The sequence below is a fragment of the Serratia sp. CY82433 genome, assembly GCF_052166535.1.
Lineage (GTDB): Bacteria > Pseudomonadota > Gammaproteobacteria > Enterobacterales > Enterobacteriaceae > Serratia > Serratia sarumanii.
The window spans coordinates 2,435,046-2,461,048 of record NZ_JBJNOR010000001.1 but is presented as its reverse complement, the minus strand read 5'-3'; the positions used below and the strand labels follow the sequence as shown (position 1 = coordinate 2,461,048).

Sequence of the window (26,003 nt, the reverse complement as noted above, 5' to 3'; positions counted from 1 at the left end):
CACACCTCTATTTGGAATAATTAAAACAGCCCTTCGCGCAGCGCGCGCTCCAAACTTACCTGTGGAAACCAATTAATCTGTTGCGACAGCGCGTGATTACTGGCGGACCAGTCGTGATGGGTTAATTCGCGTATTTTGCTGCGCGTCAGCATCGGCTCCTGTTTTGCCAGGCGGTTCCACACCACGCTGATATCCGCCAGGGCTTTCAGCAGCGGTAGCGGAATGCCCACCAGGCGCACCGGCCCGTGCCGCACGGCGGCGCCGATGTCCCGCAGGCGCAGCCAGTTATAGCCTTCGGCCACGCCGTCGCACAGTTCGTAAATATTCGGCTGCGCGGGTTCGGCCTGCACCCATTGGCTGACCGCCTTGGCCAAATCGCTCACGTGCAGAAAAGAGAGCCTGGCGTCAGGCGCGCCCAGCCGGGGTAGCACGCCGCGCAGCAGGCCGTTGAACAGCGGTTTCAGCTCTTTATCGCCGGGCCCGTAAACCGCCGTCGGGCGGAAAATCCCCAGCGCGATCTCGCCGGTGGCGGCGATGAGTTGCTGCTCGGCGGCCTGTTTTGAATGGGCGTACCAGGACAGCGCCGGATGGCGGGCCGCCAGCGACGACATGAACAGGAAGCGACGGCAGCGGCCGTTCTGTTTGGCCGCCTGCATCAGGTTCAGGCTGCCGGTGACGTTGCAGCGGGTGAACACCGCTTCCGCATGCCCGCGCACCTGGCCCGCACAGTGCACGACGCACTCCGCGCCGCGCACCAGCTCGGTGAGCGAGGGCCGATCCTCCAGCGCGCCGGGGATCCACTGCAGGTTGTCGGCGGCGGCTTTTCCCGCGCGCCGCGTCAGGGCGCGCACGTTAAACCCTTGCGCCAGCAGTTCCTGGACGATGTGCCGGCCGATAAAACCGGTCGCGCCCGTCACTGCCACCGTGCCGCTCATTGCGCGAAACCGGCCAGCTGCGGCATGTGCGGGTAGAGCGAGGCGCTCAGCCAGCGTTTTTTGGCCTCCGCACGCGCGGGTTTGCCCGACGACGTGCGGGGAATGCTGTGCGGCGGCAGCAGCTCGATGTCCACCGCGATGCCGAACTCGCTTTGAATGCGCGCGCTCAGCGAACGCACGATTTGTTCCCGGCGTTCTTCCGAGCTGACTCGGCACTGGATTTGCAAAATGATCCTGGCCGCTTCGTCGTGCTCTTCGGTTACGAAGGCGATCGCATCGCCGGAACGGATTTCCGGTTCGGATTCCGCGACGTACTCGATATCCTGCGGCCAGATATTGCGGCCGCGAATGATGATCAAATCCTTCTTGCGGCCGGTGACGTACAGATAGCCGTCCAGCAGGTAGCCCAGATCGCCGGTATCCATCCAGCCGGTCACCTGAATTTGCTGCTGGGACTCGTCGTCGCAGAAATAGCCGTTCATCAGGCTGGGGCCGGAGATCGTGATATGGCCGACCTGGCGTTCCGGCAGCGGTTGCCCGGTTTCGCTGCGGATCTCGATGCGGTGGCCGGGCAGCGCTCGGCCGCAGTTGACGAAGGTCGAGACGGCGCGGGTTTTCTTGCCGGGCGCGACCGCTTTACCCTCGTACTCCAAAATATCGCGGTCGACCGCGTTGGTTTGCGGGCCGGAGCAGGGATCGGAAAAACTCACCGCCAGGGTGTTCTCGGCCAGGCCGTAGCACGGCATGAAGGCTTTGCTGTCGAAGTTGATGCTGCTGAAGTGTTCGCCGAACTGGCCGAGCAGCTCGGCCGGGATCGGCTCGGCGCCCACGCCCGCGACCCGCCAGCTGGAAAGATCCAGATCGGCCAGCTCTTTGGCGTTGCTGCGGCGCAGGCACAGATCGTAGCCGAACGGCGGGGCGACGGACACCGTGCCGCGATTTTTGGCGATCAGTTTCAGCCATTGCATCGGGCGCATGGCGAAATCTTGCGTGCGCAGGTAATCGACGGACAGCTGGGTCGCCACCGGCGTTAGCAGGAAACCGACCAGGCCCATATCGTGATAGAAGGGCAGCCACGAAACGCAGCGGTCGCCCGCGCGCAGCTTGATCCCGTCGCGACTGATCGCGTTCAGGTTCGCCATCGCCGCCCGCTGGGTAATGATCACGCCGCGCGGAAAGCGGGTGCTGCCCGAGGTGTATTGGAGATAGGCGATGTCGTCGGGCGAAGGTGCGGGCAACGCGATTTCCGGCTCCGGCAAGGCGTTAAAATCCGCATCGCTGAGGATGTGCAGCGCCGAGGTGTTTTCCGTGGCTGAGGCGATCAGCGGCGTCCACTCTTCACTGCTGACGATCGCCGCGGGATTGCAGCTGGCGATCAGCCCTTTCAGTTTGGCGGTGTAGGAGTCGCGTTGGCCCACGCCCATCGGGATCGCCAACGGCACCGCCACCAGGCCGGCGTATTGGCAAGCGAAAAAGGCTTCGACGAATCCCGCGCTGGTTTCGGCGATCAGCGCCACGCGATCGCCTTTCTTGAGTTTCAGGGACAATAAACGCCGCGCGCCCGAGATCGCTTTTTGCTGTAGCGTGCGATATTCGAGAACGGTCACGAGTTGATTGCGACGGTCGTAAAAATTCATTCCCGTATTGCCCAGCGCCGCGTAATCCAACGCGTCCACTAAGGTGGGGAAGTCCGCATAGCGCATGGGAAGAGAATGAACGGAACTTGTTTCAGACATAGACAAACTTAGCCATAGATTAAAAATCACCAAAAGAGAAAATCACTCTTGGCGAGGTAATTGATGTTTTACTATGAATAGGTTTTGAATAAGTTTGTTATTCAACCATCTTCATTCCGCGAACAGCGTATATTGCCGTGCTTGAGGGCACGCCGGTTATTAACCGGGCAGAGCGTGAGTAGCCCGTGTTATCAGCCTTGAGCGGCACCCTGGCGATATACGAAAGGCTATTGTAATATCCGGGCAGCGCCGTTCTTTAGCCTGTCTCTTTCGGGCAGGAAATAACTGTCGGCTCATAGGTTATGACCTCATGCATGGCTATCTTGGAACTTAAACACTTCCTAAACAGTATGCCGCAAGAAATCCAAAAGTGAACGATTCATTTAAGGCTAATCTTAAAAAGAGCATTAAGTGGTAAAGATGGCGGCACACCTCCTGATTAAAGTCGGTACACTAAAAGCGGCGAGTTTCTTTTGCCGTAACAGCACGAAATAATAAAAGAGCACCATTAGCGTAGCCTGGCTGCGCCGCTTTCTGTTTCCTTTTTTATCAATTACGGACATCACAGGGTGAATGTCGGGTGCAATAATGCGCTGATTCACAGGGGGTAATATTCGGTTTTTCTTATCATTGAACCGGAGGCAATACACAATCCAATAAATGAGAACAGCATAAAAAATGCTAAAGGCGTTGTCGCGCGCTTATTTAATTATTTTATTAAAACGTAAGGCTATTTATGATCCGTGTTGAGAAAGTTCTGAGTAAACGCGAACTTAAAGAATTTATTGCTTTCCCCTCGCAACTGTTTCGCGATGATCCGAACTGGATTGAGCCGCTGCATGTAGAGCGCGAAGAGCACCTGTCAAAGAAGAATCCCGGCACCGACCATATTGAATGGCAGGCATGGGTGGCCAAAAAACAGGGCAAAGTCGTTGGGCGCATCACGGCGCAAATCGATGCTCTGCACCGGGAGCTGCATGGCGAGGATACTGGCCACTTCGGCATGATTGACGCCGTTGACGATCCCGCCGTTTTCAGCACCTTATTCACGGTGGCGGAGGAGTGGCTGAGGTCGAAAGGCGCGCGCAAAATCACCGGGCCGTTCAGCCTCAATATCAATCAGGAAAGCGGCCTGTTGGTCGAAGGGTTCGATACGCCGCCTTCCGCCCTGATGACGCACGCGAAGCCCTACTATGCGGCGCAAATAGCGCAGCAGGGCTACAGCGAAGGGATTGATTTGCTTGCCTATTGGATGAAAAGAACCGACCTGCATTTTTCGCCGTCGTTAACCCGGATGATGGATCAGGTGCGCAAAAAGGTGACCGTTCGCCGCCTCAACCGCAAGCGCTTTCGCGAGGAGATGCAGGTGCTGCGCGAGGTGTTCAACTCCGGATGGCAGCATAACTGGGGGTTTGTCCCGTTCACCGAGCACGAGTTCGCCACCATGGGGGATCAGCTGAAGTTTCTGGTGCCCGACGATATGATCCATATCGCCGAGGTGGATGGCGCCCCCTGCGCCTTTATCGTCGGTCTGCCGAACATCAACGAAGCGATTGCCGATCTGCAGGGGCGGTTATTGCCGTTCGGCTGGGCGAAGCTCTTGTGGCGGCTGAAAGTCAGCGGCGTGCGCACCGCGCGCGTGCCGTTGATGGGCGTGCGCCAGGAATATCAATTCAGCCGCATCGGGCCGATTATTGCGCTGCTGCTGATTGAGGCGCTGCGCGAGCCTTTCGCCAAGCGCAATATCGACGCGCTGGAAATGTCGTGGATCCTGGAAACCAATACCGGCATGCGGACGATTTTAGAACGCATCGGCGCGGTTCCCTACAAGCGCTACCGCTTATACGAGAAAACGCTTTAACCGGCTGATAACGCATTGTCTTTTCACGTTCTCAGAATAATAACCGCGCCGGGGCATTTTCGGGCGGTGCCGTTTCAGGGGCAGGGTGACGGCGCGTGAGTGAATGCATCGCCTCCGGGAAGAGAACGGTTAAGGCCTTTAATTAATAAACTCGAGATAAATTCACGCCGCGTGATTTATTCGCGAGTGATTGTGGCAGTATTGACGAGAGCTGATTGCATGCCTGTGGAAAAGAAAAAAGGAATAAGCCGATTAACCTACAGCATAAGGAATTCCTGGGCCGGATTTATTGACGCCGTGCTTACCGAAGATGCGTTTCGCCAATTATTGGTTATTAACGCCATTTTACTGGTTGTTACATTTGGTTTAGATATTACAAATATAGAACGGCTGTTATTAATCGCCTGCAGTTTTCTGCTATTGGTGGTTGAGCTGCTTAATACGGCGATTGAAACCGTGGTCGATCGCATTTCGCTGGAATTACATCCGTTATCCAAACGCGCTAAAGATCTGGGCGGCGCTGCGCAGCTGGTGGCGGTGGTGATGACTATCATTATTTGGGGAATGGTGCTGCTGGGGCGATAAGGGCTTGGGTGGCTCAATTGCCAGGCCGGTTGCCGTGGCGCTATAAGCGGTTATCATCGATGTTTTGCGTTCAGCAAGGAGAGTCGGCCGCTATGCCCGTGAATTTTGATCTCAATGATCTTTATGCCTTCCGCGCGCTGGTGGAGTACGGCAATTTTCGGCTGGCCGCGGAGTCCATCTGCCTGTCGCAGTCGGCCCTGAGCCGCAGGATTGAGAAGCTGGAAAACGCGCTGGGCAGCAAACTGTTCGATCGCACCACCCGGCGCGTGACGCTGACGCTGTACGGGCAGGCGTTTGCCGAGCGTTCGGATCAGCTGCTGATGAATGTCGAAGCGGTGTTGGCCGATATCGATAAGGTCAGCCAGGAGCGTACCGGGCTGGTCACCGTCGCCACGGTGCCGTCGGCGGCCTACTATTTCATGCCCGACGTGATACGCCGTTTCCGGCTTCGCTATCCGCGCGTGCGCGTCAAGCTGATCGACGGCAGCGCGGGCAATGTGATTGAGGCGGTCACCGGCGGCCAGGCTGACTTCGGCATCTGCTTTGCCGGGCGGCTGCAGCCTAACCTTGAATTTGTGCCGTTGGTGGGGGACGTTTACGTGGCCGCCTGCCGGCGCGACCATCCGCTCGCCGCTAAAAAGAGCCTCCCCTGGCGGGAATTTTATCAGCAGGATTACGTGTCGCTGGATAAAACCTCCGGCAATCGCAATCTGCTCGATCAGCGCCTGGAACACCTCGTGCCGGAGTGCCCCAGCGTGTGCGAAACTCGCCATGTGACGACCATGCTGGGCATGGTTGAGGCGGGCATCGGCATCGCCGCCGTGCCCGCCATGTCGATGCCCGCTTCAGAGCATTCAGTGTTGACGTCGGTGCCGCTGGTCGATCCGGTGGTGAAACGCACCGTGGGCCTGATCCGGCGCGGCGGCCGCATGCAGTCTTTCGTCGCCGCCGAGCTGGAAAAGCTGATTACTGAACGGTATCACTCTGCCTGACCGGCTGCTGCGCCGGCACGCTTCGCATGCCGGTCGCGCGAATGGTCGGCTGTGCCTGAGAGGAGGCGAGGAACTCCAGCAGCGCTTTGCCTTCGCGGCGATGTTCCGCCTTGGCCGTTACCGCGCCGGCGAAGCGGGTGATGTACTGCACGTTTTCCGGCAGTTCGCCGATAAAGGTGACGCCCGCCACGGGCAGCAATTCGCTGACCTGCTGGAAGCCCAACGCGTATTTCCCCTGCGCCACTTCAGAGGCCACCGGAATGCGCTCAATCATGTGCGCTTTTCCTTTCACCTGTTCCTCGATGCCCAGCTTTTTGAACAGTTGGCCGCTGACGTAGCGGCCGCTGGCGCTGTCGGAATAGGCGAAAGAGTCGGCTTGCAGCAAGGCATTACGCAGCTCGGCATCCGTTTTTATCGCCGGCTTGGGCGCGCCCTGTTTCACCACCATGCCGATCGGCGAATCGGCCAGCTCCACGCGCGAACCCCGCTGGATCCAGCCGCCTTTGTCCAGTCGGGTCAGCGCGTCGCCCACCATGATCACCACATCGGCTTGCTCTCCGCGCGCCAGCCGCGCGGGGATCGCCTGCGGCGTTTTCCCCATGGAAGGGCCGGACACCAGAATGATTTTGTCGCCGCTTTGGGCTTCATATTCCGGGGCCAGTTTCTCCAGCGCGGCTTTGAAGCCGCCGGAGATCATCACGGTCACGTCTTTGGCCAGCGCCGCGGTGCTGAAGGAGGCGCACACCAGCGCGGCGAGGATCGAACGAGTGAGTTTTTGCATGGCATGATTCCTTATGGCGATGGCGCGTTAGCGTGCGGTTTGCAGCGGCATGGCGATGCGGCGATACAGATACAGCGTCGCCAGCAAGGCGCACAGCGCGGCGAAGCTCATCCAGTAGCCCGGTGAAGCCTTATCGCCGGTGTATTCGATCAACGCGGTGGAGATCACCGGCGTAAAGCCGCCGAACACCGCCGTTGCCAGGCTGTAGGCCAGCGAGAACCCGGCCACCCGCACTTCCGTTGGCATGATCTCGGTTAAGGCCGGGATCATGGCGCCGTTGTAGAGGCCGTAAATGAAGGACAGCCACAGCAGCACGGCCAGCATCATGCTGAAGCTGGGGGCGGCGGCGAGCAGGCTCAGTGCCGGGTAGGCGGTGGCCAGCGTCAGCAGCGTCATGGCGACCAGCACCGGCTTGCGGCCGAAGCGATCCGACAGCGCGCCGCCGATGGGCAGCCAGATGAAGTTGGAAATCGCGACCAGTAAAGTGACCAGCAAGCTGTCGGAGGCGCTGAGCAACAGCACCTTTTTGCCGAAGGTTGGCGCATACACGGTGATCAGGTAAAACGCGGTGGTGGTCATGGCGACCATCAGCATGCCGGCCATCACCACCGGCCAGTTTTTCAGCAGGGTTTTAAACACGTCGTGCATCGCCAGGTGGTGGCGGCGGGCGGTAAATTCCTGCGTCTCTTCCAGCTTGCGGCGCAGCAAGAAGATGAAGGGAACAATCAGGCAGCCGAACAGGAAAGGCAGGCGCCAGCCCCATTCGCGAATGGCGCTTTCTTCCAGCGCCGCATTGAGCGCGAAGCCCATCGCTGCCGCCACCATGATCGCCACCTGCTGGCTGCCGGACTGCCAGCTGGTGTAGAAGCCCTTACGGCCCGGCGTGGCGATTTCGGCCAGATAGACGGACACGCCGCCCAGCTCCGCGCCCGCCGAGAAGCCTTGCAACAGGCGCCCGCACAGCACCAGCAGCGGCGCCCAAAGCCCGATGCTCTGGTAAGAGGGGATCAGCACGATCAGGAAGGTGCCAGCGGCCATGATCGACAGGGTGACGATCAGCCCTTTGCGGCGGCCGACTTTATCGATGTAGGCGCCCAGCACGATAGCGCCAATGGGGCGCATCAGAAAACCGGCGCCGAATACCGCGAAGGTCATCATCAGCGAGGCGAACTCGCTGCTGGCCGGGAAAAAGGTGTGTGCGATGTAGGTGGCGTAAAAGCCGAACAGAAAGAAGTCGAACTGTTCCAGAAAGTTGCCGGAGGTGACGCGCAGGATCGCGCCGGCTTTGGCCCGGGTGGTCATGGGTGAGGTAGAGGAATGCATCTTTATCTCCAGTTTGCTATTGGCGCCTGACGCCGCGCCTGTTGCTGAAGACTCGCTCAGGAAAATAAACTAAATAAGCGCAATAAACGCATGGCGCGATGCGTTTGGCGCATCAATCGCCGTTAACAATGTTGCCTAACCTGATGTAACGTGGCGTTAACAAACTTATCGCTCACCGCCCGCGGCGGAGAGCGCCGAAAACGTTATGCGCATTTTGTGACAGGGTTCATAAAGGGGCGGCGGGGAAACGCCCCGTGCCTCTGACCGATTGTCCGTTACCGCTCGTAAAAAGGTGAATGTCTCGCACTGCGTTTGCAAAATGTCCGGATGTACGTTCAGCCTTGCAGTAACCACGAATGCTTTTGCATGCCATTCTGATGCCTCTCTGCTATAGCTTTACATCTATATAGTTGTTGATCTATATTTGCAGGGAGGTCCCGTGTGGGAAATTAAAACAACGGATGCGTTTGATAACTGGTTTAGCTCACTCCACGATGCCGATCGGGCTGGCGTGCTTGCCGCATTGATGGTCCTGCGGGAAAAGGGGCCGGGGCTGCCCAGACCCTATGCCGATACGGTTAAAGGTTCGCGTTACAGCAATATGAAAGAGCTGCGCATTCAGAGCCGTGGCGAACCGTTGCGGGCATTCTTCGCCTTCGATCCGTACCGTATCGGCATTGTACTTTGCGCGGGCAATAAAGCCGGTAATGAAAAACGTTTTTACGATCGGATGATCCAGGCTGCCGATCGGGAATTCACGAACTGGCTGAACACATTAAACGAGAAGGAGTGACGCGATGGGCAGAACGCTGGAACAGCTTATTGCGGATGAAAAGCCCGAGGTCGTGGCCAAAGCGCAAGCGCTGGCGGCGGACATCATGCTGAACATCCACCTTGCCGAGCTGCGCGAGAAGGTGCAGAAAACGCAGGTTGAAATGGCGCAGGCGCTGGGTATCCGGCAACCGACCGTTGCCGTGATGGAAAAACCGGGCCGCGATCTGAAACTGTCTTCGCTCAAACGCTATGTTGAGGCGGCCGGCGGCAAGCTGCGCCTGGATGTTGAACTGCCAGACGGCTCTCACTACGAATTTGTGCTGTAAGCGCTAACGGCAAAAAAGCAAAAATCCCGCTCGGGTTTCCCTGAGCGGGCTGTTCGCAATATGGCGCCCCCGATATCAGGAGGCAGCCGTGAAAGCAAAGAGGCTCAAGGCGTGCTGGCTGTATGGGCGCTGCCGTTTGAGCCAGATAGCGTTAACAAGCCACCCGCCGTATCTTCGCGATAAACCATCCCCTGCTCAAAGCTGAAACGATACGACTTATGTTGATTAATCGCTCATTTAACGTGCAATAACTCAACGTGTTTCATTAAAACTGCGAACAAATTCGTATTTTTATCGCACTATTTATTCAAATATTCTCCCGGTGAAGTTCATCACATTTCTTTAACCTGCTTAACAGTAGATTTCTCTCGTGAGTAAAAAAATCGATTCAGCTAAAGGGGAAGGGAAATGAAGAAAACGTGGGTTATGGCGGTGTTTTCGGCCCTGATTTCAGGGCAGGTGGCGGCGCAGAGTTGGGTGCTGACCAGCGCTGAAGATGGCGTGGAGAAAGGAAACTGGAAGATTTCGAGTGAGGCGCTGAAGGTTAAGGATAAAACGTTCAGCATTGAGCAGAAAGTGTTGCACGGCGGCAAGCAAGAAGGCAGCAAAGTCGTGATTATCCGCAGCGAGGATGGCCTGACCATCACGCTGAGTCCCACGCGCGGCATGAACCTCCTGCGGGCGGAAGGATTTGGCGCGAAAATGGGGTGGGATTCTCCGGTCAAAGAGGTGGTCAACCCCGCCTTTATCAACCTGGAAAGCCGCAATGGGCTCGGCTGGCTGGAAGGTTTCAATGAGATGATGGTGCGCTGCGGCTATGAGTGGACCGGTCATCCGGTGACCGAAGGAGGGCAGATTTACACCTTGCACGGTAAAGCGGGCAATACGCCGGCCTCACTGGTTGAGGTCGAGGTAGCGGATACGGCGCCGTATGAAATTCGTATTCGCGGCCTGATCAAAGAGAGCACATTCAAAAAAGCCGATCTGCAAACCCTGACCGAACTGCGCTACGTACCTGGCAGCAACAGTTTCAGCCTGCATGATGTGTTAACCAACCGGGCGGATTATCCCCACGACTACCAGATTATCTACCACAGCAATTTCGGCGCGCCGATTCTGGAAAATGGCGCCCGCTTCCTGGCGCCGATGGCCAGCATCAGCCCGTTTAACGACTATGCCAAAGCCGGGTTGAAGACCTGGGGAACCTATGCCGGCCCCACCAAAGGGTTCGATGAAATGGTCTTTAACATTAAGCCATTATCGGATCCGAATCATCAGACACTGGCGGCGCTGGTCAATCACGCGGGCGACAAAGGGGTGGCGATTCAGTTCGATACCCGCCAATTGCCCGTCCTGACGCTGTGGAAGAATACCGATACGTTAAAACAGGGATATGTGACGGGGATTGAGCCGGGCACCAGCTATGCCTACCCGGTCACCATCGAGCGCGAACAAAAACGCGTTAAGCAATTGCAGCCTGGCGCCAGTGCGCAGTTTGATCTGACCTATACCTTGCTGCACAGCAAAGCGCAGGTGGCGGATCTGGAGAGGAAGATTGCTGATATTCAGGGTAAGGTAAAAATTGATGAAAATGCCGCGCCGATAGCCAAAGAGTAACGTTTCCTGTCGACGCATTTAGCGTTAAAGCAAAAAGCCCGCTCGGGTTTCCCTGAGCGGGCTTTTCTAAATATGGCTCCTCTGACTGGACTCGAACCAGTGACATACGGATTAACAGTCCGCCGTTCTACCGACTGAACTACAGAGGAATCGTTGGAACGGGGCGAATAATAGCGGGGCGCCTGGGGTTTGTCAAAGCGCTAAACTGCAAAAAAAGCGCGTTTGCTGAGGGAATGAGCACCTTGCGCTGTTTTTCGGCATTTTCCATCGCTATGCGCTGATTTTTGCATCCCAAATCGTTTTGACGTCGCTTGCACAAGCCGTTGCACGGCGATGGTGCAGGGTCACTCTCGCTATCCTGCACCTTCCCTCTTAGCCGTACGGCTTATCCCCCCGCTAATCCCGTCAAACGCCGCGCCGCAACTGATATGTAGGATGAATAAGCAAATAATATGTATTCGTCGTCACAATGGCTGGATTTTTGCTTACCCATTTTTGGGGAATGCGACTGCGCTCTCAAGAAAATTATTTTCCCCGTCTACACATAAAGTGAAAGTTCCGCGCCCCAGGGCGTTCCGCTACACCAGTGCTGAGGAAGATAACAATGTCATCGAAATTGATAAAAAGTCCGCTCGCTGCTTTGCTCATCGGTTGTTTAGGTACGGCGTTTTCCGCGCAGGCCGATATCGTCATCGGCGTCGCCGGGCCGTTCTCCGGGCCGAACGCCACCTATGGCGATCAGTACTGGCGCGGGGCTTCGCAGGCGGCGGCGGACATCAACGCCGCCGGCGGCATCAAAGGGGAAAAAATCAAGCTGGTGCAGGGGGATGACGCCTGCGAACCGAAACAGGCGGTCGCGGTCGCCAACCGGCTGGTGGATCAGGAAAAGGTCTCGGCGGTGGTCGGCCACTTCTGCTCCTCTTCCACCATGCCCGCCTCCGAGGTGTATGACGAGGCCGGCATCATCGCCATCACCCCCGGCTCCACCAACCCGCAGATCACCGAGCGCGGCATGAAGACCATGTTCCGCATGTGCGGGCGCGACGATCAGCAGGGCGTGATCGCCACCAACTACATGCTGGACACCCTGAAGGCCAAGCGCATCGCGGTGATCCACGATAAAGACACCTATGGCCAGGGGCTGGCGGACGCGGCGAAGGCGGCGATGAACAAGCGCGGGGTTAAGGAAGTGCTGTATGAGGGGCTGTCGCGCGGCGAGAAAGACTTCAACGCGCTGGTGACCAAGATCGCCTCGGTCAAGCCGGACGTGGTCTACTTCGGCGGCTGCCATCCGGAAGCCGGGCCGCTGGTGCGCCAGATGCGCGAGCAGGGCGTGACCGCCAAGTTCTTCTCCGGCGACTGCGTGGTGACCGAAGAACTGGTGACCGCCGCCGGCGGGCCGCAGTACACCAACGGCGTGCTGATGACCTTCGGCAACGATCCGCGTCAGATCCCGGAAGGCAAAGCGGTGATCGCCAAGTTCCGCGCCAGCGGCTTTGAGCCGGAAGGGTACACCCTCTACTCCTACGCCTCGATCCAGGCGATCGCCGCCGCCTTCAACGCCACCGGCGGCAAAGACAGCGCCAAGGCCGCCGAATGGCTGAAGTCGCACGATGTGGATACCGTGATGGGCAAAAAAGCCTGGGACCAGAAGGGCGACCTGAAGGTCTCGGACTACGTGGTCTACCAATGGGATGACAAGGGCAAATATCACCAGCTGTAAACGGCCGAACCTTGAAGTTGTAACCCTATGACCGACGGGCTCGCCGCTCTGGCGAGCCCGTTCCGCGATGACCTTTGGGCCGCGTCGGACTGCGTTGGCGGCCTTACCAGGCGAGACTGCTCATTATGGATGTATTCTTTCTGCAACAGCTGATCAACGGCCTGACCCTCGGTGCGGTGTATGGCCTGATCGCCATCGGCTACACCATGGTTTACGGCATCATCGGCATGATCAACTTCGCCCACGGCGAGGTGTACATGATCTCCGCCTACCTGTGCGCCATCGGTTTGGCGTTGCTGTCGTTCTTCGGGCTGCACTCGTTCCCGCTGCTGATCCTCGGCACGCTGGTGTTCACCATCGTCATCACCGGGGTGTACGGCTGGGTGATCGAGCGCATCGCCTACAAGCCGCTGCGCAACTCCACCCGCCTGGCGCCGCTGATCTCCGCCATCGGCATGTCGTTAATCCTGCAAAACTACGCGCAGATAAGCCAAGGGCCGCGCCAGCAGGGCATCCCAACGCTGCTGAGCGGCGTGTTCCGCCTGGAGTTCGACGGCGGCGTGGTGCAAATCACCTACACCAAAGTGTTTATTCTGGTGGCGTCGCTGCTCGGCATGGCGATCCTCACTTACATCATTCAGCGCACCCGTCTGGGGCGCATCTGCCGCGCCACCCAGCAGGATCGCAAAATGGCCTCGATTCTCGGCATCAATACCGATCGGGTGATCTCGCTGGTGTTCGTGATCGGCGCCGCCATGGCCGGGCTGGCCGGGGTGCTGATCACCATGAACTACGGCACCTTCGATTTTTACGTCGGCTTTATCATCGGCATCAAGGCCTTCACCGCCGCGGTGCTGGGCGGCATCGGCTCGCTGCCGGGTGCCATGCTGGGCGGATTGCTGCTCGGGGTGGCGGAGGCGCAGTTCGCCGGCATGGTGAACTCGGATTACAAGGACGTGTTCTCCTTCGGGTTGCTGGTGGCGATCCTGATCTTCCGTCCGCAGGGCCTGCTTGGCCGGCCGCTGATCGCCAAGGTTTAAGGAGAACGCCATGTCGCAATCCGTGATCCACGGCGGGCTGGACGTTAAACGCAGCCTGCTGGACGCCGTCTTGGCCGGGCTGATCGCCCTGATCGTGTTCGGGCCGATCGTCGGCATCGTGCTGAACGGCTACAGCTTTAACTTCGAACCGCACCGGCTGGTGTGGATTATCGTCGCGGTGATGGCCGGGCGGCTGCTGCTGAGCCTGTTCCTGCAAACCGCGCCGGGGCGCAGGGTGCTGGCGCGCTTCGACGGTGGCAACGACGGTGTTTACGTGCGGCCGCTGGGCTATAAATCCAACCTGCGCTGGCTCCTGCCGCTGATGGCGGCGATCGCGCTGCTGTTCCCGTTCGTCGCCACCAAATACCTGCTGACGGTGGCGATCCTCGGCCTGATCTACGTGCTGCTCGGCCTGGGGCTGAACATCGTGGTCGGGCTGGCGGGGCTGCTCGATCTGGGGTACGTGGCGTTTTACGCCATCGGCGCCTACGGGCTGGCGCTGGGCTATCAGTACCTCGGGCTGGGCTTCTGGGCGATGCTGCCGCTGGGGGCGCTGATGGCGGCGCTGGCCGGCGCGCTGCTGGGCTTTCCGGTGCTGCGCATGCACGGCGACTACCTGGCGATCGTCACGCTGGGGTTCGGTGAGATCATCCGGCTGGTACTGAACAACTGGATGTCGCTCACCGGCGGGCCGAACGGCGTCTCGGTGCCGGCGCCGACGGTGTTCGGCCTGGAGTTCGGCCGGCGCGCCAAAGACGGCGGGGTGCCGATCCACGAGTTTCTCGGCATCGATTACAACCCCAACCTCAAGTTCATTTTCATCTACGCGGTGCTGTTTTTGGTGGTGCTGCTGGTGCTGTACATCAAGCACCGGCTGACGCGCATGCCGATCGGGCGCGCCTGGGAGGCGCTGCGCGAGGATGAGATCGCCTGCCGCTCTCTCGGGCTGAACCACGTGCTGGTGAAGCTGTCGGCCTTTATGCTGGGCGCCTCCACCGCCGGGCTGGCGGGGGTGTTTTTCGCCACCTATCAGGGTTTCGTCAACCCGACCTCGTTCACCTTCTTCGAGTCGGCGCTGATCCTGGCGATCGTGGTGCTGGGCGGCATGGGCTCCACCCTCGGCGTGGTGCTGGCGGCCTTCGTGCTGACGGTGGCGCCGGAGCTGCTGCGCAGCTTCGCCGAATACCGGGTGCTGCTGTTCGGCGTGCTGATGGTGGCGATGATGATCTGGCGGCCGCGCGGGCTGGTGCGCATCAGCCGCGCCAGCTTCGCCGAGCGCAAGGGGGTGGCGCCATGAGCGACGCCATTTTGCGGGTGGAGCACCTGATGATGCGCTTTGGCGGCATCAAGGCGCTGAACGACGTCAATCTGGAGGTAGAGCGCGGCTCCATCACCGCCCTGATCGGCCCCAACGGCGCCGGCAAGACCACGGTGTTCAACTGCCTGACCGGCTTTTACCGCGCCAGCGGCGGCGCGATCCTGCTCAATACCCACAAGCGGCCGACCGACGTGATCCAGGTGCTGGGGCAGAAGTTCCGCGCTGGCGACTGGATACGCCCGAAGCGGCTCGGCTCGCGCCTCTATTACAAGATGTTCGGCGGCACTCATTTGGTCAACCGCGCCGGGCTGGCGCGCACCTTCCAGAATATCCGCCTGTTCCGCGAAATGTCGGTAGTCGAGAACCTGCTGGTGGCGCAGCACATGCAGAGCAACCGCAACCTGATCGCCGGGGTGCTGAATACGCCGGGCTACCGCCGGGCGGAGAGCGCCGCGCTGGATCACGCCTTCTACTGGCTGGAGGTGGTGGATCTGGTGGACTGCGCCAACCGGCTGGCGGGGGAGATGTCCTACGGTCAGCAGCGGCGGCTGGAGATCGCGCGCGCCATGTGCACCGCGCCGGAGATGATCTGCCTCGACGAGCCGGCCGCCGGGCTGAACCCGGTGGAAACGGCCACGCTGAGCCGCATCATCCGTTTCCTGCGCCAGCATCACGGCATCACGGTGCTGCTGATCGAGCATGACATGGGCATGGTGATGGAGATCTCCGATCGGGTGATCGTGCTCGATCACGGCGACGTGATCGCCCGCGGCACGCCGCAGGAGATCCAGCACAATGAGGCGGTGATCGCCGCCTACCTGGGCGCGGACGAAGAGGAGCTGGCGGGATGAGCGAAGCGATGCTGGAATTTCGCGAAGTGGACGTGTTTTACGGGCCGATCCAGGCGCTGCGCAAGGTGTCGCTGCAGGTCAACGCCGGGGAGACGGTGGCGCTGATCGGCGCCAACGGCGCGGGAAAATCCACGCTGTTGATGTCGATCTTCGGCCAGCCGCGCATCGCCGGCGGGCAGATCCTGTTTGGCGGCGAGGACATCAGCCGCCGCTCCACGCACTACGTGGCGGCCGGCGGCATCGCGCAAGCGCCGGAAGGGCGGCGCATCTTTCCGGACATGAGCGTGGAGGAGAACCTGCTGATGGGCACCATCACCGTCGGCAACCGCTATCTGGCGGAGGATCTGCAGCGCATGTTCGAGCTGTTTCCGCGCCTCAAGGAACGGCGCAACCAGCGGGCGATGACCCTGTCCGGCGGCGAGCAGCAGATGCTGGCGATCGCCCGCGCGCTGATGAGCCGGCCGAAGCTGCTGCTGTTGGACGAGCCGAGCCTGGGGCTGGCGCCGATCGTGGTGCGGCAGATCTTCGGCGTGCTGCGCGAGCTGACCCGCAGCGGCATGACGCTGTTTCTGGTGGAGCAGAACGCCAACCACGCGCTGAAGCTGTCCGATCGCGGCTATGTGATGGTCAACGGCCAGATCCGCCTCACCGGCAGCGGCCAGGAGCTGTTGAACGATCCGGAGGTGAGAAAGGCCTATCTGGGTGGCGGCTGAACGCCGCCCTTTGGGCAGGGAGGCCCGCAATCATCTCTCGGTGGCGTGACGTTCTTGATCATCGTAGTGCGAGCGGGCCGCCCTGAAGGCATCGGCGGAGGCGATAATCCACGACCAGAGCGGCAGCATGTTGAGCAGCATCTCTTCCCCCGCGTCGGTGATGGTGTAAACCACGCGGGGCAGCTTTTCCTGATAATCGCAGCGCGATATCAACCCGTCCCGCTCGAGATGGCGCAGCGTCCGCGTCAGCATTCTCTGCGTCACGCCCGCTAATTGGCGGCCTATTTCGCCGTGGCGCAGCGGCCCGTGGGTGCCCAGGATATGCAATACCCCCAGCGACCAACGGTTGCCTGCATGCGCGAGGACCTCACGCTTCAACCCTTCATCGTCGTCGCTCAATTCTTCACAGAACGCCTGCGAAAATTGCAACAGCGCTTCCCGATCGCTCGTCATATTCATCTCCAGTATCACGCGTGTACCTAATTGAACCCGTTTTTGTCAGCTGTCAGGATGACGCAGTGTCAAGACAGGAGGCAAGAATGAAATCCACAAATCCATCCATCAATACCGTGCTCATACTCGGCGCCGGTGAACTGGGGCTGCCGGTATTGCGCGCGATGAGCCGGCAGGCCCGGTTACACCACGCTTTAAAAATCAGCGTGCTCCTCCGGCCGGAGGCCGCTCGCGCCGTCACCGGCCCGCATCGGGCGCGGCGGGATGCGCTGGCGCGGCTCGGTATCGCTGTAGTGGAAGGCGATCTGCAGCAAAACAGCGTGGATGAGCTGAGCGCGCTGCTGCGTTGCTTTGACGCGGTGATCAACTGCAGCGGCTTTGTCGGCGGGGCGGGCACGCAGATAAAGATCACCTGGGCCGTTTTGCAGGCGGGCGTGGCGCGTTACTTCCCGTGGCAGTTCGGCGTGGACTACGATGTTGTCGGCACAGGCAGCGGGCAACAGGTGTGGGATGAACAGCTCGAAGTGCGCCATCTGCTGCGTGCGCAGAAGGCGACGGAGTGGGTGATTGTTTCCACGGGTATTTTCACCAGCTACCTGTTTGACTCGGGTTTTGGCGTGGTGGATGCGGCAACCAAAACGGTGCGCGCGCTGGGCGACTGGGGCTACGCGGTGACGCTGACCACCCCCGAGGACATTGGCCGGCTGACGGCCGCGATTTTTTTCCATCGGCCCGCGTTTCGCAACCAGGTGGTCTATATCGCCGGGGACACGCTGACCTACCGCGAGCTTGCCGATGTCATGCAGGCGCACTGGGGCGTAGAGGTCAACAGAGTCCTGTTGGACAAAGAGCGGCTGCAGGAGGAGGTGCGTAACCATCCGCGTGACGTCGGCGCCAAATACCGGCTGGCTTTCGCCCGGCCCGACGGCGTGGCCTGGGATAAGGCGAAAACCTTCAATGCGCGCCAGGGCATAGCCACCACCACCACCGAGCAGTGGCTAGCGCAGCAATGCCCGACCTCTCAGGACGGTTAAGCGCCTGAGCGCCGCAGTCAGAACTGTTTCTGCATCCAGCGCACGTTCAGCCGCACCAGGGCGATGATGGCGCTGGAGAGCAGCCGCAGCCCGCCGGGCATGTCGCGGCGGCGGATGTCCAGCAGCAGCACGGTGCGCACCTGCGGGCTGTCGTTCCACACTTCGTGTTCGAAGGTGTCGTCCCACAGCATGAACTCCCCCTCGTGCAGCCGGTATTCGCGGCCGTCCACTTTCAGCACCGCCGCCGGCACTCCGTCGGCGCGTTTGGGCATGTCCAGCACCAGATAGCCGCGCAGAATGCCGCGAAACGGCCCGCGGTGGGGGGGCACCTGCTTGCCGGGCGCCAGGAAAGAGAGCGAGGCGGACAGCACGTCCGGGGACGAAGCGATCAACGCCGCCAGCGTCGGGCAGCGCGCCAGGTTGCGGGCGATCGGCTGGCCGTAGGCCTTCATGATGAACATGCGCCAGTCGCGCGCGTCGTTGGCGGAAATCGACGCCTGCTGGATCATGATCTCGTGAAAGCGGGGAATATTGTGCAGATCGTGGGCGACGGTCAGCGCCTCTTCGCGGATCTGCCGCCACTGGGCGGTGAAACGTTCGGCGTCGGGGAACAGCGCGGCGCTGTCGAGCACCGGCTTGCCCTGAATGCGGCGATCGTAAACATTGCGCAATGCGAGCACGGACCAATCATAAATCACGGACATAATGACCTCGCCTCAGAAAACGCCAAATGGACACTGCGCGCGGTTCTTCGGCGCGGCGCGTCGTCTGCGGCGGCCGGAGGGGAAGAGCGGCAGGAAAAATTGGTACGCTTCAATAGATTAGCACAGCATTTGTGCAACCGTGTGTCTGCGAATGTGTCGAAATGCGGCGAAAAAAACCACACAATTAAAGTGTGACGCGTATCGCATTTAGCGGGCCGGTTGGTTAAAATATCGCTACTTGCCCGCACCTGTCCGGATTTTGTTTACCATGGAACACGCTGCCGTTTCGCGCTCAACCGCCTGGTTGCGCGTGGTTATCCTCGCCGTCTCGGCCTTTATCTTCAACACCACCGAATTTATTCCGGTCGGTCTGCTGAGCGACATCGCCGCCAGCTTCTCGATGCAAACCGAACAGGTCGGCCTGATCATCACCATCTACGCCTGGATCGTCGCCGCCGCCTCATTGGCGTGCATGCTGCTGACCAGCAAAATCGAGCGCCGCAAGCTGCTGATCGGCGTGTTCATGCTGTTTATCGCCAGCCACGTGCTGACCGCCGTGGCCTGGAACTTCACCACGCTGGTCATCTCGCGTGCCGGCGTGGCGCTGGCGCACTCGGTGTTCTGGTCGATCACCGCTTCGCTGGCGATCCGCGTGGCGCCGCCGGGCAAGAAAGCCCAGGCGTTGAGCCTGCTGGCGGGCGGCACCGCGCTGGCGATGGTGCTCGGGCTGCCGCTCGGGCGGGTGGTGGGGCAGCTGCTCGGCTGGCGCATGACCTTTATCGGCATCGCGGTGTGCGCCACCCTGGCGCTGGTGCTGCTGTGGCGCCTGCTGCCGGTGCTGAAAAGCGAGCACTCCGGTTCGCTGGCCAGCGTGCCGCTGCTGTTCAAACGCCCGGCGCTGCTGGCGCTGTACATGCTGACCGTCATCGTGGTGACGGCGCACTTCACCGCCTACAGCTACATCGAGCCGTTTATCCAGACCGTGGCCGGGCTGTCGGAGAACTTCACCACGCTGATGCTGCTGCTGTTCGGCGCCGCCGGCATCGTCGGCAGCCTGCTGTTCAGCCGCTACAGCGAGCGTTTTCCTTCCGGCTTCTTTATCGGCGCCATCGCGCTGCTGGCCTTGAGCCTGCTGCTGTTGTTGCCGGCCGCCGGCAGCGAAAGCCACCTGACGGTGCTGTGCATCTTCTGGGGCATGGCGATCATGGCCATCGGCCTGTCTATGCAGGCCAAAGTGCTGAGCCTGGCGCCGGACGCCACCGACGTGGCGATGGCGATCTTCTCCGGCCTGTACAACTTCGGCATCGGCAGCGGTGCGCTGCTGGGCAACCAGGTGAGCCTGCATCTGGGCATGGGCAACATCGGTTTCGTCGCCGCGCCGCTGGCGCTGATCGCCCTCGGCTGGTGCCTGCTGAGCTTCTACCGCAGCGAACGGCTGCAGCAGCACCCCAGCCGTTAAGCCACCGATTCGGGATGCCGCTACGGCATCCCGCGTTGCATTTTCCTGCTATAAAACAGGCTGCTGCAGCGTTTTATGCTTAACTTTTTTTCATAGTCTGCTAATTAAAAATTTAACTCCGACGCCGCTTCGCTAGCATAGAAAGTCATCAAAAATGTTAATGCGAGGTTAATGGTGAGTGACTCTGTAGCGGCGTCGCCGATCCATGCGCGGGATTTGGCGGCCAGAATCGACGCCTTGCCCGCGTCGGCCGGCCTGTGGCGCTTTATCATTCTGCTGTCGCTGGGCGGCTTTTTCGAACTCTACGATCTGTTCCAGACCGGTTATATCAGCACCGGCCTTATCGCCGACGGCATTTTCCACACCGGCGCGCAGGGCGTCTTCGGCGTATCGGACCAGGCGGCCTTCGCCTCCGCCACCTTTCTTGGCCTGTTCGTCGGCGCCAGCCTGCTGAGCCCGTACGCCGATCGCTTCGGCCGCCGCGCCACATTTATGTTCGCCCTGATCTGGTATGGCGCCTTCTCGCTGCTGCTGGCGTTTCAACAGCAGGCGGAGTGGGTGATCTTTCTGCGCTTTCTGGTGGGCGTCGGGCTCGGCATCGAGCTGGTGACCATCGACACCTATCTGACGGAGTGGGTGCCCGCGCATCTGCGCACCCGGGCTTTCGCCTTCGCGTTCTTCGTGCAGTTCCTGTCGGTGCCGGCGGTGGCGTTGATGTCCTGGTGGCTGGTGCCGCAGACGATTTGGGGCCTGAGCGGCTGGCGCTACGTGGTGATCGCCGGCGCGCTGGCCTCGCTGGTGATCTGGCTGGTGCGCAAAGGGCTGCCGGAGTCGCCGCGCTGGCTGGTGCAGCAGCGGCGCTATGCGCAGGCCCGGCAGGTGATGCGGGATATGGAACGGCGCTGCGGCGTGACAGCCGTGGACTTTCCGTCGCGCCCGGTGGACGATGCCGAGGGGGCACCGCTGCGCGGCCGCTTTCGCGACATCTGGGCTCCGCAGTATCGCGATCGCACGCTGATGCTGGTGGTGATGAATTTCTTTCAGGCCATCGGCTTCTTCGGCTTCGGCAACTGGCTGCCGGCGCTGCTGTCGGGCAAGGGCGCATCGGTCACCCACAGCCTGCTGTACGCTTTCTTCATTACGCTGGCCTACCCGCTGGGCTCGCTGCTGTGCAGCTTCTACGCCGACAAGATGGAGAATAAGTGGCAGATCGTGTTGTCTTGCCTGGTGACGGTGGTCTTCGGCTCGCTGTTCGCGCTGCAGAACAACCCGCTGTGGCTGATCCTGTGCGGCTTCTTCATCACCTGGTCCAACGCCTGGCTGACCTACAGCTACCACTCCTATCAATCCGAGATCTTCCCGACCCATATCCGCGCCCGCGCCGTCGGTTTCTGCTACTCCTTCAGCCGCCTGTCGACGGTGTTCAGCAGCATTATCATCGGCATTATCCTGCAGTACGGCGGCTCGCTGGGGGTGATCGCGTTTATCGTTGCCAGCATGCTGATCGTGATGCTGGTGATCGGGCTGTTCGGCCCGAAAACGCGCGGTATCGATCTGGAAAACATCTGACGTTTTGCGCCGGCGGTGACGCCGGCCTCTTCAGCAAAAAAACTCGCGATCATGCGAAAATTATTCCGTTATCACTGCCTTTGCGCCTGCCGTACTGTTACCCGGTACAAAATCCAATTCAATACCGAGCGGGGAACACGTCATGAGCATCCTCACCGCGCCCGATGGCGCGCGCATTTTCTATAAGGATTGGGGCCGCGGCCAGCCGATCCTGTTCTCCCACGGTTGGCCGCTGTCCGCCGATGCCTGGGACAACCAGCTGCTGTTTTTCGGCCAGAGCGGATTCCGCGTGATCGCCCACGATCGCCGCGGCCACGGCCGTTCGGATCAGACCTGGCACGGCAACGACATCAACCAATACGCCGACGATCTGGCCCTGCTGATCGAAACGCTGGATCTGCGCGATCTGATCCTGGTCGGCCACGCCATCGGCGGCGGCGAAGTGGCGCGCTACATCGGCCGCCACGGCAGCGATCGGGTGGCGAAGGTGGTGCTGGTGGGCGCCGTGCCGCCGCTGATGCTGCAAACGCCGGTCAACCCGGAAGGCACACCGATGGCGGCCTTCGACGGCATTCGCAGCGGCGTGGCGGGCAACCGCTCGCAGTTCTTCAAAGATCTGGCGGTGCCGTTCTACGGTCTCCACTGCGACGAGGTGGAGAGCAATGCGGGGCTGATCGACCACTTCTGGCTGATGGGCATGCAGGGCGGCATGAAAGGGCAGTACGACGGCGTGAGCGCGTTCTCCGAAGTGGACTTCACCGCCGATCTGCTGGCGATCGACAGGCCGACGCTGCTGGTGCATGGCGACGCCGATCGGATCGTGCCGATCGGCGCCTCGGCGCTGAAAGCCGCTAAGCTTATGCAACAGGCGGAGCTGAACGTATACGCCGACGGCGCTCACGGCTTGGCGCAGGTCGATCCCGATCGCTTCAACGCCGATCTGCTGGCCTTTATCCAGAATTCGCCGTTCTAAGGGGGCGCGATGAACCTGACTGCTATCGCCGCCCGCTGCGCGCAGCGGCTGCATGCGCCCGCGGTGCGCTGGCTGCTGCTGCTCGCCATTTGCGCCGCCTACATTCAGGGCGGATTGGTCAAGGCGCTGAACGTCGAAGGCGCCATCGCCGAGATGACCCACTTCGGCCTGCAGCCGGCGGCGCTGTTCGCCGTGCTGGTTACGCTGCTGGAACTGGCGGCGTCGGTGCTGATCCTGAGCGGCTTTTACCGCTGGCTCGGCGCGTTGGCGCTGGCCGGTTTCACCCTGATGGCGACGCTGATGGCCAATCCGTTCTGGCAGTTCGACGGGGCGGAACGCGGCCAGATGATGAACGGATTTTTTGAACACCTTGGGCTGGCCGGCGCGCTGTTGCTGGTGGCATTTAACGATTTGAAGGAGCGAACGGATGGCTGAACAGACGGACAACAAGGCGGCGGCGGGCGGCTTCGCGCCGCTGAAAATCCCCTTATTTGCGGTGCTGTGGGGCGCCACGGTGCTCGGCAACGTCGGCAGCTTTATGCGCGACGTCGCCAGCTCGTGGCTGATTACCGATCTGTCGAGTAACCCTTCGGCGGTGGCGCTGATGCAGACCGCCGCCACGCTGCCGGTGTTCCTGCTGGCGATCCCGGCCGGGGTACTGTCGGACATCCTCGATCGGCGGCGCTTTCTGATCTTCGTGCAAATTTTGCTGGCCTGCGTCAGCGGCAGCCTGCTGGTGCTGTCGCAGACCGGTGCGTTGACGGTGGAATACCTGCTGGCGCTGACCTTCGTCGGCGGCATCGGCGCGGCGCTGATGGGGCCGACCTGGCAGGCGATCGTGCCGGAGCTGGTGCCGCGCACCGAGCTGAAAAACGCCGTGGCGCTGAATTCGCTGGGCATCAACATCGCCCGCTCCATCGGCCCGGCGGCCGGCGGCCTGCTGCTGGCCAGCTTCGGCGCTGGCGCGGCCTACGGCGCGGACGTGATGAGCTATGTGCTGGTGATCGCGGCGCTGCTGTGGTGGAAGCGGCCGAAGGCCGAGGACAGCGGCCTGTCGGAACATTTCTTCGGCGCTTTCCGCGCCGGGCTGCGCTATGCCCGTTCCAGCCGCGAACTGCACGTGGTGCTACTGCGGGCGGCGGTGTTCTTCGCTTTCTCCAGCTCGGTTTGGGCGCTGCTGCCGCTGGTGGCGCGCCGCATGCTGGGCGGTAGCGCCGGCTTTTACGGCGTTCTGCTGGGGGCGGTAGGCGCCGGGGCGATCCTCGGGGCGATCGCGCTGCCGCGCCTGCGCCAGCGGCTGAATGCCGACGGGCTGGTGCTGCTGGCGGCGGTGCTCACCGCCGTGGTGATGGCGGCCCTGTCGCTGGCGCCGCCGCAGTGGCTGGCGGTGGTGCTGCTGTTGGTGCTGGGCGCAGGCTGGATTATCGCGCTGACCACGCTCAACGGCGCGGCGCAGGGCGTGCTGCCCAACTGGGTGCGCGGCCGCGGCCTGGCCATCTACCTGATGGTGTTCAACGGCGCGATGGCGGCAGGCAGCCTGCTGTGGGGGCTGGTGGCGCAGGAGCTGGGCGTGGCCGCCACGCTGCTGGTCGGCGGCGTCGGCCTGTTGGCGGCGGGGCTGCTGTTCCACCGCCTGCGGCTGCCGACCGGCGAAGCCGATCTGCAGCCGTCGAACCATTGGCCGGAGCCGTTGGTCAACACGCCGGTTGAGAACGATCGCGGCCCGGTGATGATTCAGGTGGAGTACCGCATCCGCGAACAGGATCGGCCGCAGTTCTTGCGCACGCTGCTGATGCTGGAGCGGGCACGCCGCCGCGACGGCGCTTACGCCTGGGGCATTACTGAGCACACCGGCGATCCGGAATGCATCATGGAGTGGTTCCTGGTGGAGTCCTGGGCAGAGCACCTGCGCCAGCACCAGCGGGTGTCGCACGCCGACGCCGATCTGCAGCAGGCGGCGCTGCGCTTCCATATCGGGCCCGAGAAACCGGTGGTGCATCACTTCCTGTCGCTGGACAGGCGGCAGGTGAAGCATTAACTGCACGGCCAGGCGGTGAGAAGGTGCTATGCTTTTGGTCGGTTCGGCGGCGCGGCCGCCGTAAGACGAATGTAGTCAGCACAGGGAGACACATTGATGACGGCACCTTCTGCTTTTGCCCGCGAGCTTGGGCTGCGCTATCCGATCGTTCAGGGGCCGATGAACGGCGCGTCGCCGCCGGCGTTGGCGGTGGCGGTGAGCAACGCCGGGGCGCTGGGCTCGTGCGCGGCGGCGCTGTTTTCACCGGCGGTGATCCTCGAACGCGTGCAGCAGATCCGCGCGCAGACCGCCGCGCCGTTCAACATCAATCTGTTTCTGCTCGATGAGCAGCACCCGGATCTCGCCGAGCTTAAGCGCGCCCAGCACCTGCTGCGGCCGTTCCGCGAAGCGCTGGGGCTGAGCGAGCCGCCGATCCCCACCCAATTTGCCGAAAACAACCGTGACCAGATTGCGGCCTTGCTGGAGGCGGCGCCGCCGGTGGCCAGCTTCACCTTCGGCGTGCTGCCGCGCGCCACGGTCACGCAGTTCAAGAAGGCCGGCTCGCGGGTGATCGGCACCGCCACCACGGTGGCGGAAGCCCGCGCCTGGGAAGAAGCGGGCGCCGACTTCGTTTGCGTCTCTGGCTCGGAGGCGGGCGGCCACCGCCCGACTTTCCTTGGCGATATCGAGCAATCCTGCGTCGGCCTGATGGCCCTGCTGCCGCAGGTGGTGGCGGCGGTGAAGATCCCGGTGATCGCCGCGGGCGGTATCATGAACGGGCGCGGCATCGCGGCTGCGCGCTTGCTGGGCGCGCAGGCGGCGCAGCTGGGCACCGCGTTTCTGTGCAGCCCGGAGTCGGGCATCGCCGAAGCCTGGCGGGCGGCGCTGCGCAACGCCGGCGATGACAGCACGCGCCTGACGCGCGCCTTCAGCGGCCGCCCGGCGCGCGGCATCGTCAATGATTTCATGCGCCAGATGCGCGCGGAAGAGGCGCAAATCCTGCCTTATCCGGTGCAGAACGCGCTCACCGGCGATATCCGCCAGGCGGCGGCCAAGGCCGGGCGCGGAGAGTTTATGTCGCTGTGGGCCGGGCAGGGCGTGGGCCTGGCGCGGCCGATGCCGGCGGCGGAGCTGGTCGCCACCCTGGCGGCGGAGCTGGAGGCGGTGTGAGCTCGTCTGCGCGATTTATTGCTCTGACAGTGTGGGGGTAGCGCAAAAA

The 26,003-nt window shown here is 61.4% G+C and carries 24 protein-coding genes and 1 tRNA gene; 18 read left to right on the top strand and 7 right to left on the bottom strand.

What is annotated here, in order from left to right:
• Positions 1-20 precede the first annotated feature (20 nt).
• Complete coding sequence (locus tag ACJ8PI_RS11970; protein ID WP_033655212.1) at positions 21-935, bottom strand: NAD-dependent epimerase/dehydratase family protein; 915 nt, start codon at positions 933-935, stop codon at positions 21-23.
• Entirely contained in the window at positions 932-2,671 is a 1,740-nt protein-coding gene (locus ACJ8PI_RS11965; protein ID WP_033655213.1) for a fatty acyl-AMP ligase, read from the bottom strand. The genes ACJ8PI_RS11970 and ACJ8PI_RS11965 overlap by 4 nt, the downstream gene beginning before the upstream one ends.
• Positions 2,672-3,407: 736 nt before the next feature.
• Here ACJ8PI_RS11965 and ACJ8PI_RS11960 point away from each other — a divergent pair.
• From ACJ8PI_RS11960 to ACJ8PI_RS11950, 3 genes are all read left to right on the top strand, one after another.
• Entirely contained in the window at positions 3,408-4,532 is a 1,125-nt protein-coding gene (locus ACJ8PI_RS11960) for a hypothetical protein (protein WP_033635219.1), read from the top strand.
• A gap of 219 nt (positions 4,533-4,751) precedes the next feature.
• A complete protein-coding gene (locus ACJ8PI_RS11955) occupies positions 4,752-5,117 on the top strand; it encodes a diacylglycerol kinase (RefSeq protein ID WP_033635218.1) in 366 nt (121 codons plus the stop codon).
• 92 nt (positions 5,118-5,209) lie between these two features.
• Positions 5,210-6,109 (top strand): LysR family transcriptional regulator, encoded by a 900-nt coding sequence (locus ACJ8PI_RS11950; protein ID WP_164134741.1) that lies wholly within the window; start codon positions 5,210-5,212, stop codon positions 6,107-6,109.
• Here ACJ8PI_RS11950 and ACJ8PI_RS11945 read toward each other — a convergent pair.
• Together ACJ8PI_RS11945 and ACJ8PI_RS11940 are read right to left on the bottom strand one after the other, a co-directional pair.
• Positions 6,084-6,890, bottom strand: coding sequence for a substrate-binding domain-containing protein (locus ACJ8PI_RS11945; RefSeq protein WP_164134740.1), 807 nt, complete (start codon positions 6,888-6,890; stop codon positions 6,084-6,086). The genes ACJ8PI_RS11950 and ACJ8PI_RS11945 overlap by 26 nt on opposite strands.
• A 27-nt stretch (positions 6,891-6,917) precedes the next feature.
• Complete coding sequence (locus ACJ8PI_RS11940; protein ID WP_060425999.1) at positions 6,918-8,213, bottom strand: MFS transporter; 1,296 nt, start codon at positions 8,211-8,213, stop codon at positions 6,918-6,920.
• Positions 8,214-8,652: 439 nt separating this feature from the next.
• On the opposite strand from ACJ8PI_RS11940, the gene ACJ8PI_RS11935 reads away from it, so the two are divergent.
• The 3 genes from ACJ8PI_RS11935 to ACJ8PI_RS11925 all read left to right on the top strand — a co-directional run bounded on the left by ACJ8PI_RS11935 (position 8,653) and on the right by ACJ8PI_RS11925 (position 10,930).
• Positions 8,653-9,006, top strand: a complete 354-nt coding sequence (locus ACJ8PI_RS11935; RefSeq protein ID WP_041035904.1) for a type II toxin-antitoxin system RelE/ParE family toxin — start codon at positions 8,653-8,655, stop codon at positions 9,004-9,006.
• A gap of 4 nt (positions 9,007-9,010) precedes the next feature.
• Positions 9,011-9,313: an XRE family transcriptional regulator gene (locus tag ACJ8PI_RS11930; RefSeq protein WP_033635213.1), complete on the top strand. Its 303-nt coding sequence runs from the start codon at positions 9,011-9,013 to the stop codon at positions 9,311-9,313.
• 408 nt (positions 9,314-9,721) lie between these two features.
• Positions 9,722-10,930, top strand: coding sequence for an aldose 1-epimerase family protein (locus tag ACJ8PI_RS11925; RefSeq protein WP_041035902.1), 1,209 nt, complete (start codon positions 9,722-9,724; stop codon positions 10,928-10,930).
• A 73-nt stretch (positions 10,931-11,003) separates the two neighbouring features.
• Here ACJ8PI_RS11925 and ACJ8PI_RS11920 read toward each other — a convergent pair.
• Positions 11,004-11,079: transfer RNA gene (locus ACJ8PI_RS11920), tRNA-Asn, on the bottom strand.
• Positions 11,080-11,534: 455 nt separating this feature from the next.
• Here ACJ8PI_RS11920 and ACJ8PI_RS11915 point away from each other — a divergent pair.
• From ACJ8PI_RS11915 to ACJ8PI_RS11895, 5 genes are all read left to right on the top strand, one after another.
• Complete coding sequence (locus ACJ8PI_RS11915; protein WP_033647954.1) at positions 11,535-12,653, top strand: branched-chain amino acid ABC transporter substrate-binding protein; 1,119 nt, start codon at positions 11,535-11,537, stop codon at positions 12,651-12,653.
• 125 nt (positions 12,654-12,778) lie between these two features.
• Positions 12,779-13,693, top strand: coding sequence for an ABC transporter permease subunit (locus ACJ8PI_RS11910; RefSeq protein ID WP_004928592.1), 915 nt, complete (start codon positions 12,779-12,781; stop codon positions 13,691-13,693).
• A gap of 10 nt (positions 13,694-13,703) precedes the next feature.
• Complete coding sequence (gene livM / locus ACJ8PI_RS11905) at positions 13,704-14,990, top strand: high-affinity branched-chain amino acid ABC transporter permease LivM (RefSeq protein ID WP_033647953.1); 1,287 nt, start codon at positions 13,704-13,706, stop codon at positions 14,988-14,990.
• Positions 14,987-15,862 carry an ABC transporter ATP-binding protein gene (locus ACJ8PI_RS11900; protein WP_033635209.1) on the top strand — a complete coding sequence of 292 codons (876 nt, stop codon included), beginning with the start codon at positions 14,987-14,989 and terminating at the stop codon, positions 15,860-15,862. Before livM ends, ACJ8PI_RS11900 begins: the two co-directional genes overlap by 4 nt.
• Positions 15,859-16,575 carry an ABC transporter ATP-binding protein gene (locus ACJ8PI_RS11895; protein WP_033647952.1) on the top strand — a complete coding sequence of 239 codons (717 nt, stop codon included), beginning with the start codon at positions 15,859-15,861 and terminating at the stop codon, positions 16,573-16,575. Before ACJ8PI_RS11900 ends, ACJ8PI_RS11895 begins: the two co-directional genes overlap by 4 nt.
• Positions 16,576-16,605: 30 nt before the next feature.
• Here ACJ8PI_RS11895 and ACJ8PI_RS11890 read toward each other — a convergent pair whose 3' ends face one another.
• A complete protein-coding gene (locus ACJ8PI_RS11890; RefSeq protein WP_048321785.1) occupies positions 16,606-17,028 on the bottom strand; it encodes a winged helix-turn-helix transcriptional regulator in 423 nt (140 codons plus the stop codon).
• Between the two features lie 86 nt (positions 17,029-17,114).
• Between ACJ8PI_RS11890 and ACJ8PI_RS11885 the strand changes: the two genes are divergently transcribed.
• Positions 17,115-18,062: an aromatic alcohol reductase gene (locus ACJ8PI_RS11885; RefSeq protein WP_043147688.1), complete on the top strand. Its 948-nt coding sequence runs from the start codon at positions 17,115-17,117 to the stop codon at positions 18,060-18,062.
• Between the two features lie 17 nt (positions 18,063-18,079).
• Here ACJ8PI_RS11885 and ACJ8PI_RS11880 read toward each other — a convergent pair whose 3' ends face one another.
• Positions 18,080-18,766: an aspartyl/asparaginyl beta-hydroxylase domain-containing protein gene (locus tag ACJ8PI_RS11880; protein ID WP_164134739.1), complete on the bottom strand. Its 687-nt coding sequence runs from the start codon at positions 18,764-18,766 to the stop codon at positions 18,080-18,082.
• Between the two features lie 268 nt (positions 18,767-19,034).
• Here ACJ8PI_RS11880 and ACJ8PI_RS11875 point away from each other — a divergent pair, with 268 nt between their 5' ends.
• From ACJ8PI_RS11875 to ACJ8PI_RS11850, 6 genes are all read left to right on the top strand, one after another.
• Positions 19,035-20,225 carry a sugar transporter gene (locus tag ACJ8PI_RS11875; protein WP_033654945.1) on the top strand — a complete coding sequence of 397 codons (1,191 nt, stop codon included), beginning with the start codon at positions 19,035-19,037 and terminating at the stop codon, positions 20,223-20,225.
• A gap of 171 nt (positions 20,226-20,396) precedes the next feature.
• Complete coding sequence (locus ACJ8PI_RS11870; protein WP_164134738.1) at positions 20,397-21,794, top strand: MFS transporter; 1,398 nt, start codon at positions 20,397-20,399, stop codon at positions 21,792-21,794.
• Positions 21,795-21,936: 142 nt separating this feature from the next.
• Positions 21,937-22,767 carry an alpha/beta fold hydrolase gene (locus ACJ8PI_RS11865; protein ID WP_043147685.1) on the top strand — a complete coding sequence of 277 codons (831 nt, stop codon included), beginning with the start codon at positions 21,937-21,939 and terminating at the stop codon, positions 22,765-22,767.
• A gap of 9 nt (positions 22,768-22,776) precedes the next feature.
• Complete coding sequence (locus tag ACJ8PI_RS11860; protein WP_049211374.1) at positions 22,777-23,202, top strand: DoxX family protein; 426 nt, start codon at positions 22,777-22,779, stop codon at positions 23,200-23,202.
• The gene (locus tag ACJ8PI_RS11855) at positions 23,195-24,805 is read left to right on the top strand and encodes an MFS transporter (RefSeq protein ID WP_049195257.1); all 1,611 of its coding nucleotides are present in this window, start codon (positions 23,195-23,197) and stop codon (positions 24,803-24,805) included. Before ACJ8PI_RS11860 ends, ACJ8PI_RS11855 begins: the two co-directional genes overlap by 8 nt.
• Before the next feature lie 96 nt (positions 24,806-24,901).
• Positions 24,902-25,954, top strand: a complete 1,053-nt coding sequence (locus ACJ8PI_RS11850) for an NAD(P)H-dependent flavin oxidoreductase (RefSeq protein WP_033635202.1) — start codon at positions 24,902-24,904, stop codon at positions 25,952-25,954.
• The last annotated feature ends 49 nt before the right edge of the window (positions 25,955-26,003 follow it).

Bases quoted from the DNA above. Each gene is read 5' to 3' on its own strand.
- ACJ8PI_RS11945 (WP_164134740.1), bottom strand. From the start codon at position 6,890: ATGCAAAAACTCACTCGTTCGATCCTCGCCGCGCTGGTGTGCGCCTCC.
- ACJ8PI_RS11925 (WP_041035902.1), top strand. From the start codon at position 9,722: ATGAAGAAAACGTGGGTTATGGCGGTGTTTTCGGCCCTGATTTCAGGG.
- ACJ8PI_RS11860 (WP_049211374.1), top strand. From the start codon at position 22,777: ATGAACCTGACTGCTATCGCCGCCCGCTGCGCGCAGCGGCTGCATGCG.
- ACJ8PI_RS11880 (WP_164134739.1), bottom strand. From the start codon at position 18,766: ATGTCCGTGATTTATGATTGGTCCGTGCTCGCATTGCGCAATGTTTAC.
- ACJ8PI_RS11875 (WP_033654945.1), top strand. From the start codon at position 19,035: ATGGAACACGCTGCCGTTTCGCGCTCAACCGCCTGGTTGCGCGTGGTT.
- ACJ8PI_RS11950 (WP_164134741.1), top strand. From the start codon at position 5,210: ATGCCCGTGAATTTTGATCTCAATGATCTTTATGCCTTCCGCGCGCTG.
- ACJ8PI_RS11865 (WP_043147685.1), top strand. From the start codon at position 21,937: ATGAGCATCCTCACCGCGCCCGATGGCGCGCGCATTTTCTATAAGGAT.
- ACJ8PI_RS11870 (WP_164134738.1), top strand. From the start codon at position 20,397: ATGGTGAGTGACTCTGTAGCGGCGTCGCCGATCCATGCGCGGGATTTG.
- ACJ8PI_RS11895 (WP_033647952.1), top strand. From the start codon at position 15,859: ATGAGCGAAGCGATGCTGGAATTTCGCGAAGTGGACGTGTTTTACGGG.
- ACJ8PI_RS11965 (WP_033655213.1), bottom strand. From the start codon at position 2,671: ATGTCTGAAACAAGTTCCGTTCATTCTCTTCCCATGCGCTATGCGGAC.
- ACJ8PI_RS11930 (WP_033635213.1), top strand. From the start codon at position 9,011: ATGGGCAGAACGCTGGAACAGCTTATTGCGGATGAAAAGCCCGAGGTC.
- livM (WP_033647953.1), top strand. From the start codon at position 13,704: ATGTCGCAATCCGTGATCCACGGCGGGCTGGACGTTAAACGCAGCCTG.
- ACJ8PI_RS11885 (WP_043147688.1), top strand. From the start codon at position 17,115: ATGAAATCCACAAATCCATCCATCAATACCGTGCTCATACTCGGCGCC.
- ACJ8PI_RS11955 (WP_033635218.1), top strand. From the start codon at position 4,752: ATGCCTGTGGAAAAGAAAAAAGGAATAAGCCGATTAACCTACAGCATA.
- ACJ8PI_RS11910 (WP_004928592.1), top strand. From the start codon at position 12,779: ATGGATGTATTCTTTCTGCAACAGCTGATCAACGGCCTGACCCTCGGT.
- ACJ8PI_RS11855 (WP_049195257.1), top strand. From the start codon at position 23,195: ATGGCTGAACAGACGGACAACAAGGCGGCGGCGGGCGGCTTCGCGCCG.
- ACJ8PI_RS11900 (WP_033635209.1), top strand. From the start codon at position 14,987: ATGAGCGACGCCATTTTGCGGGTGGAGCACCTGATGATGCGCTTTGGC.
- ACJ8PI_RS11890 (WP_048321785.1), bottom strand. From the start codon at position 17,028: ATGACGAGCGATCGGGAAGCGCTGTTGCAATTTTCGCAGGCGTTCTGT.
- ACJ8PI_RS11960 (WP_033635219.1), top strand. From the start codon at position 3,408: ATGATCCGTGTTGAGAAAGTTCTGAGTAAACGCGAACTTAAAGAATTT.
- ACJ8PI_RS11915 (WP_033647954.1), top strand. From the start codon at position 11,535: ATGTCATCGAAATTGATAAAAAGTCCGCTCGCTGCTTTGCTCATCGGT.
- ACJ8PI_RS11940 (WP_060425999.1), bottom strand. From the start codon at position 8,213: ATGCATTCCTCTACCTCACCCATGACCACCCGGGCCAAAGCCGGCGCG.
- ACJ8PI_RS11970 (WP_033655212.1), bottom strand. From the start codon at position 935: ATGAGCGGCACGGTGGCAGTGACGGGCGCGACCGGTTTTATCGGCCGG.
- ACJ8PI_RS11850 (WP_033635202.1), top strand. From the start codon at position 24,902: ATGACGGCACCTTCTGCTTTTGCCCGCGAGCTTGGGCTGCGCTATCCG.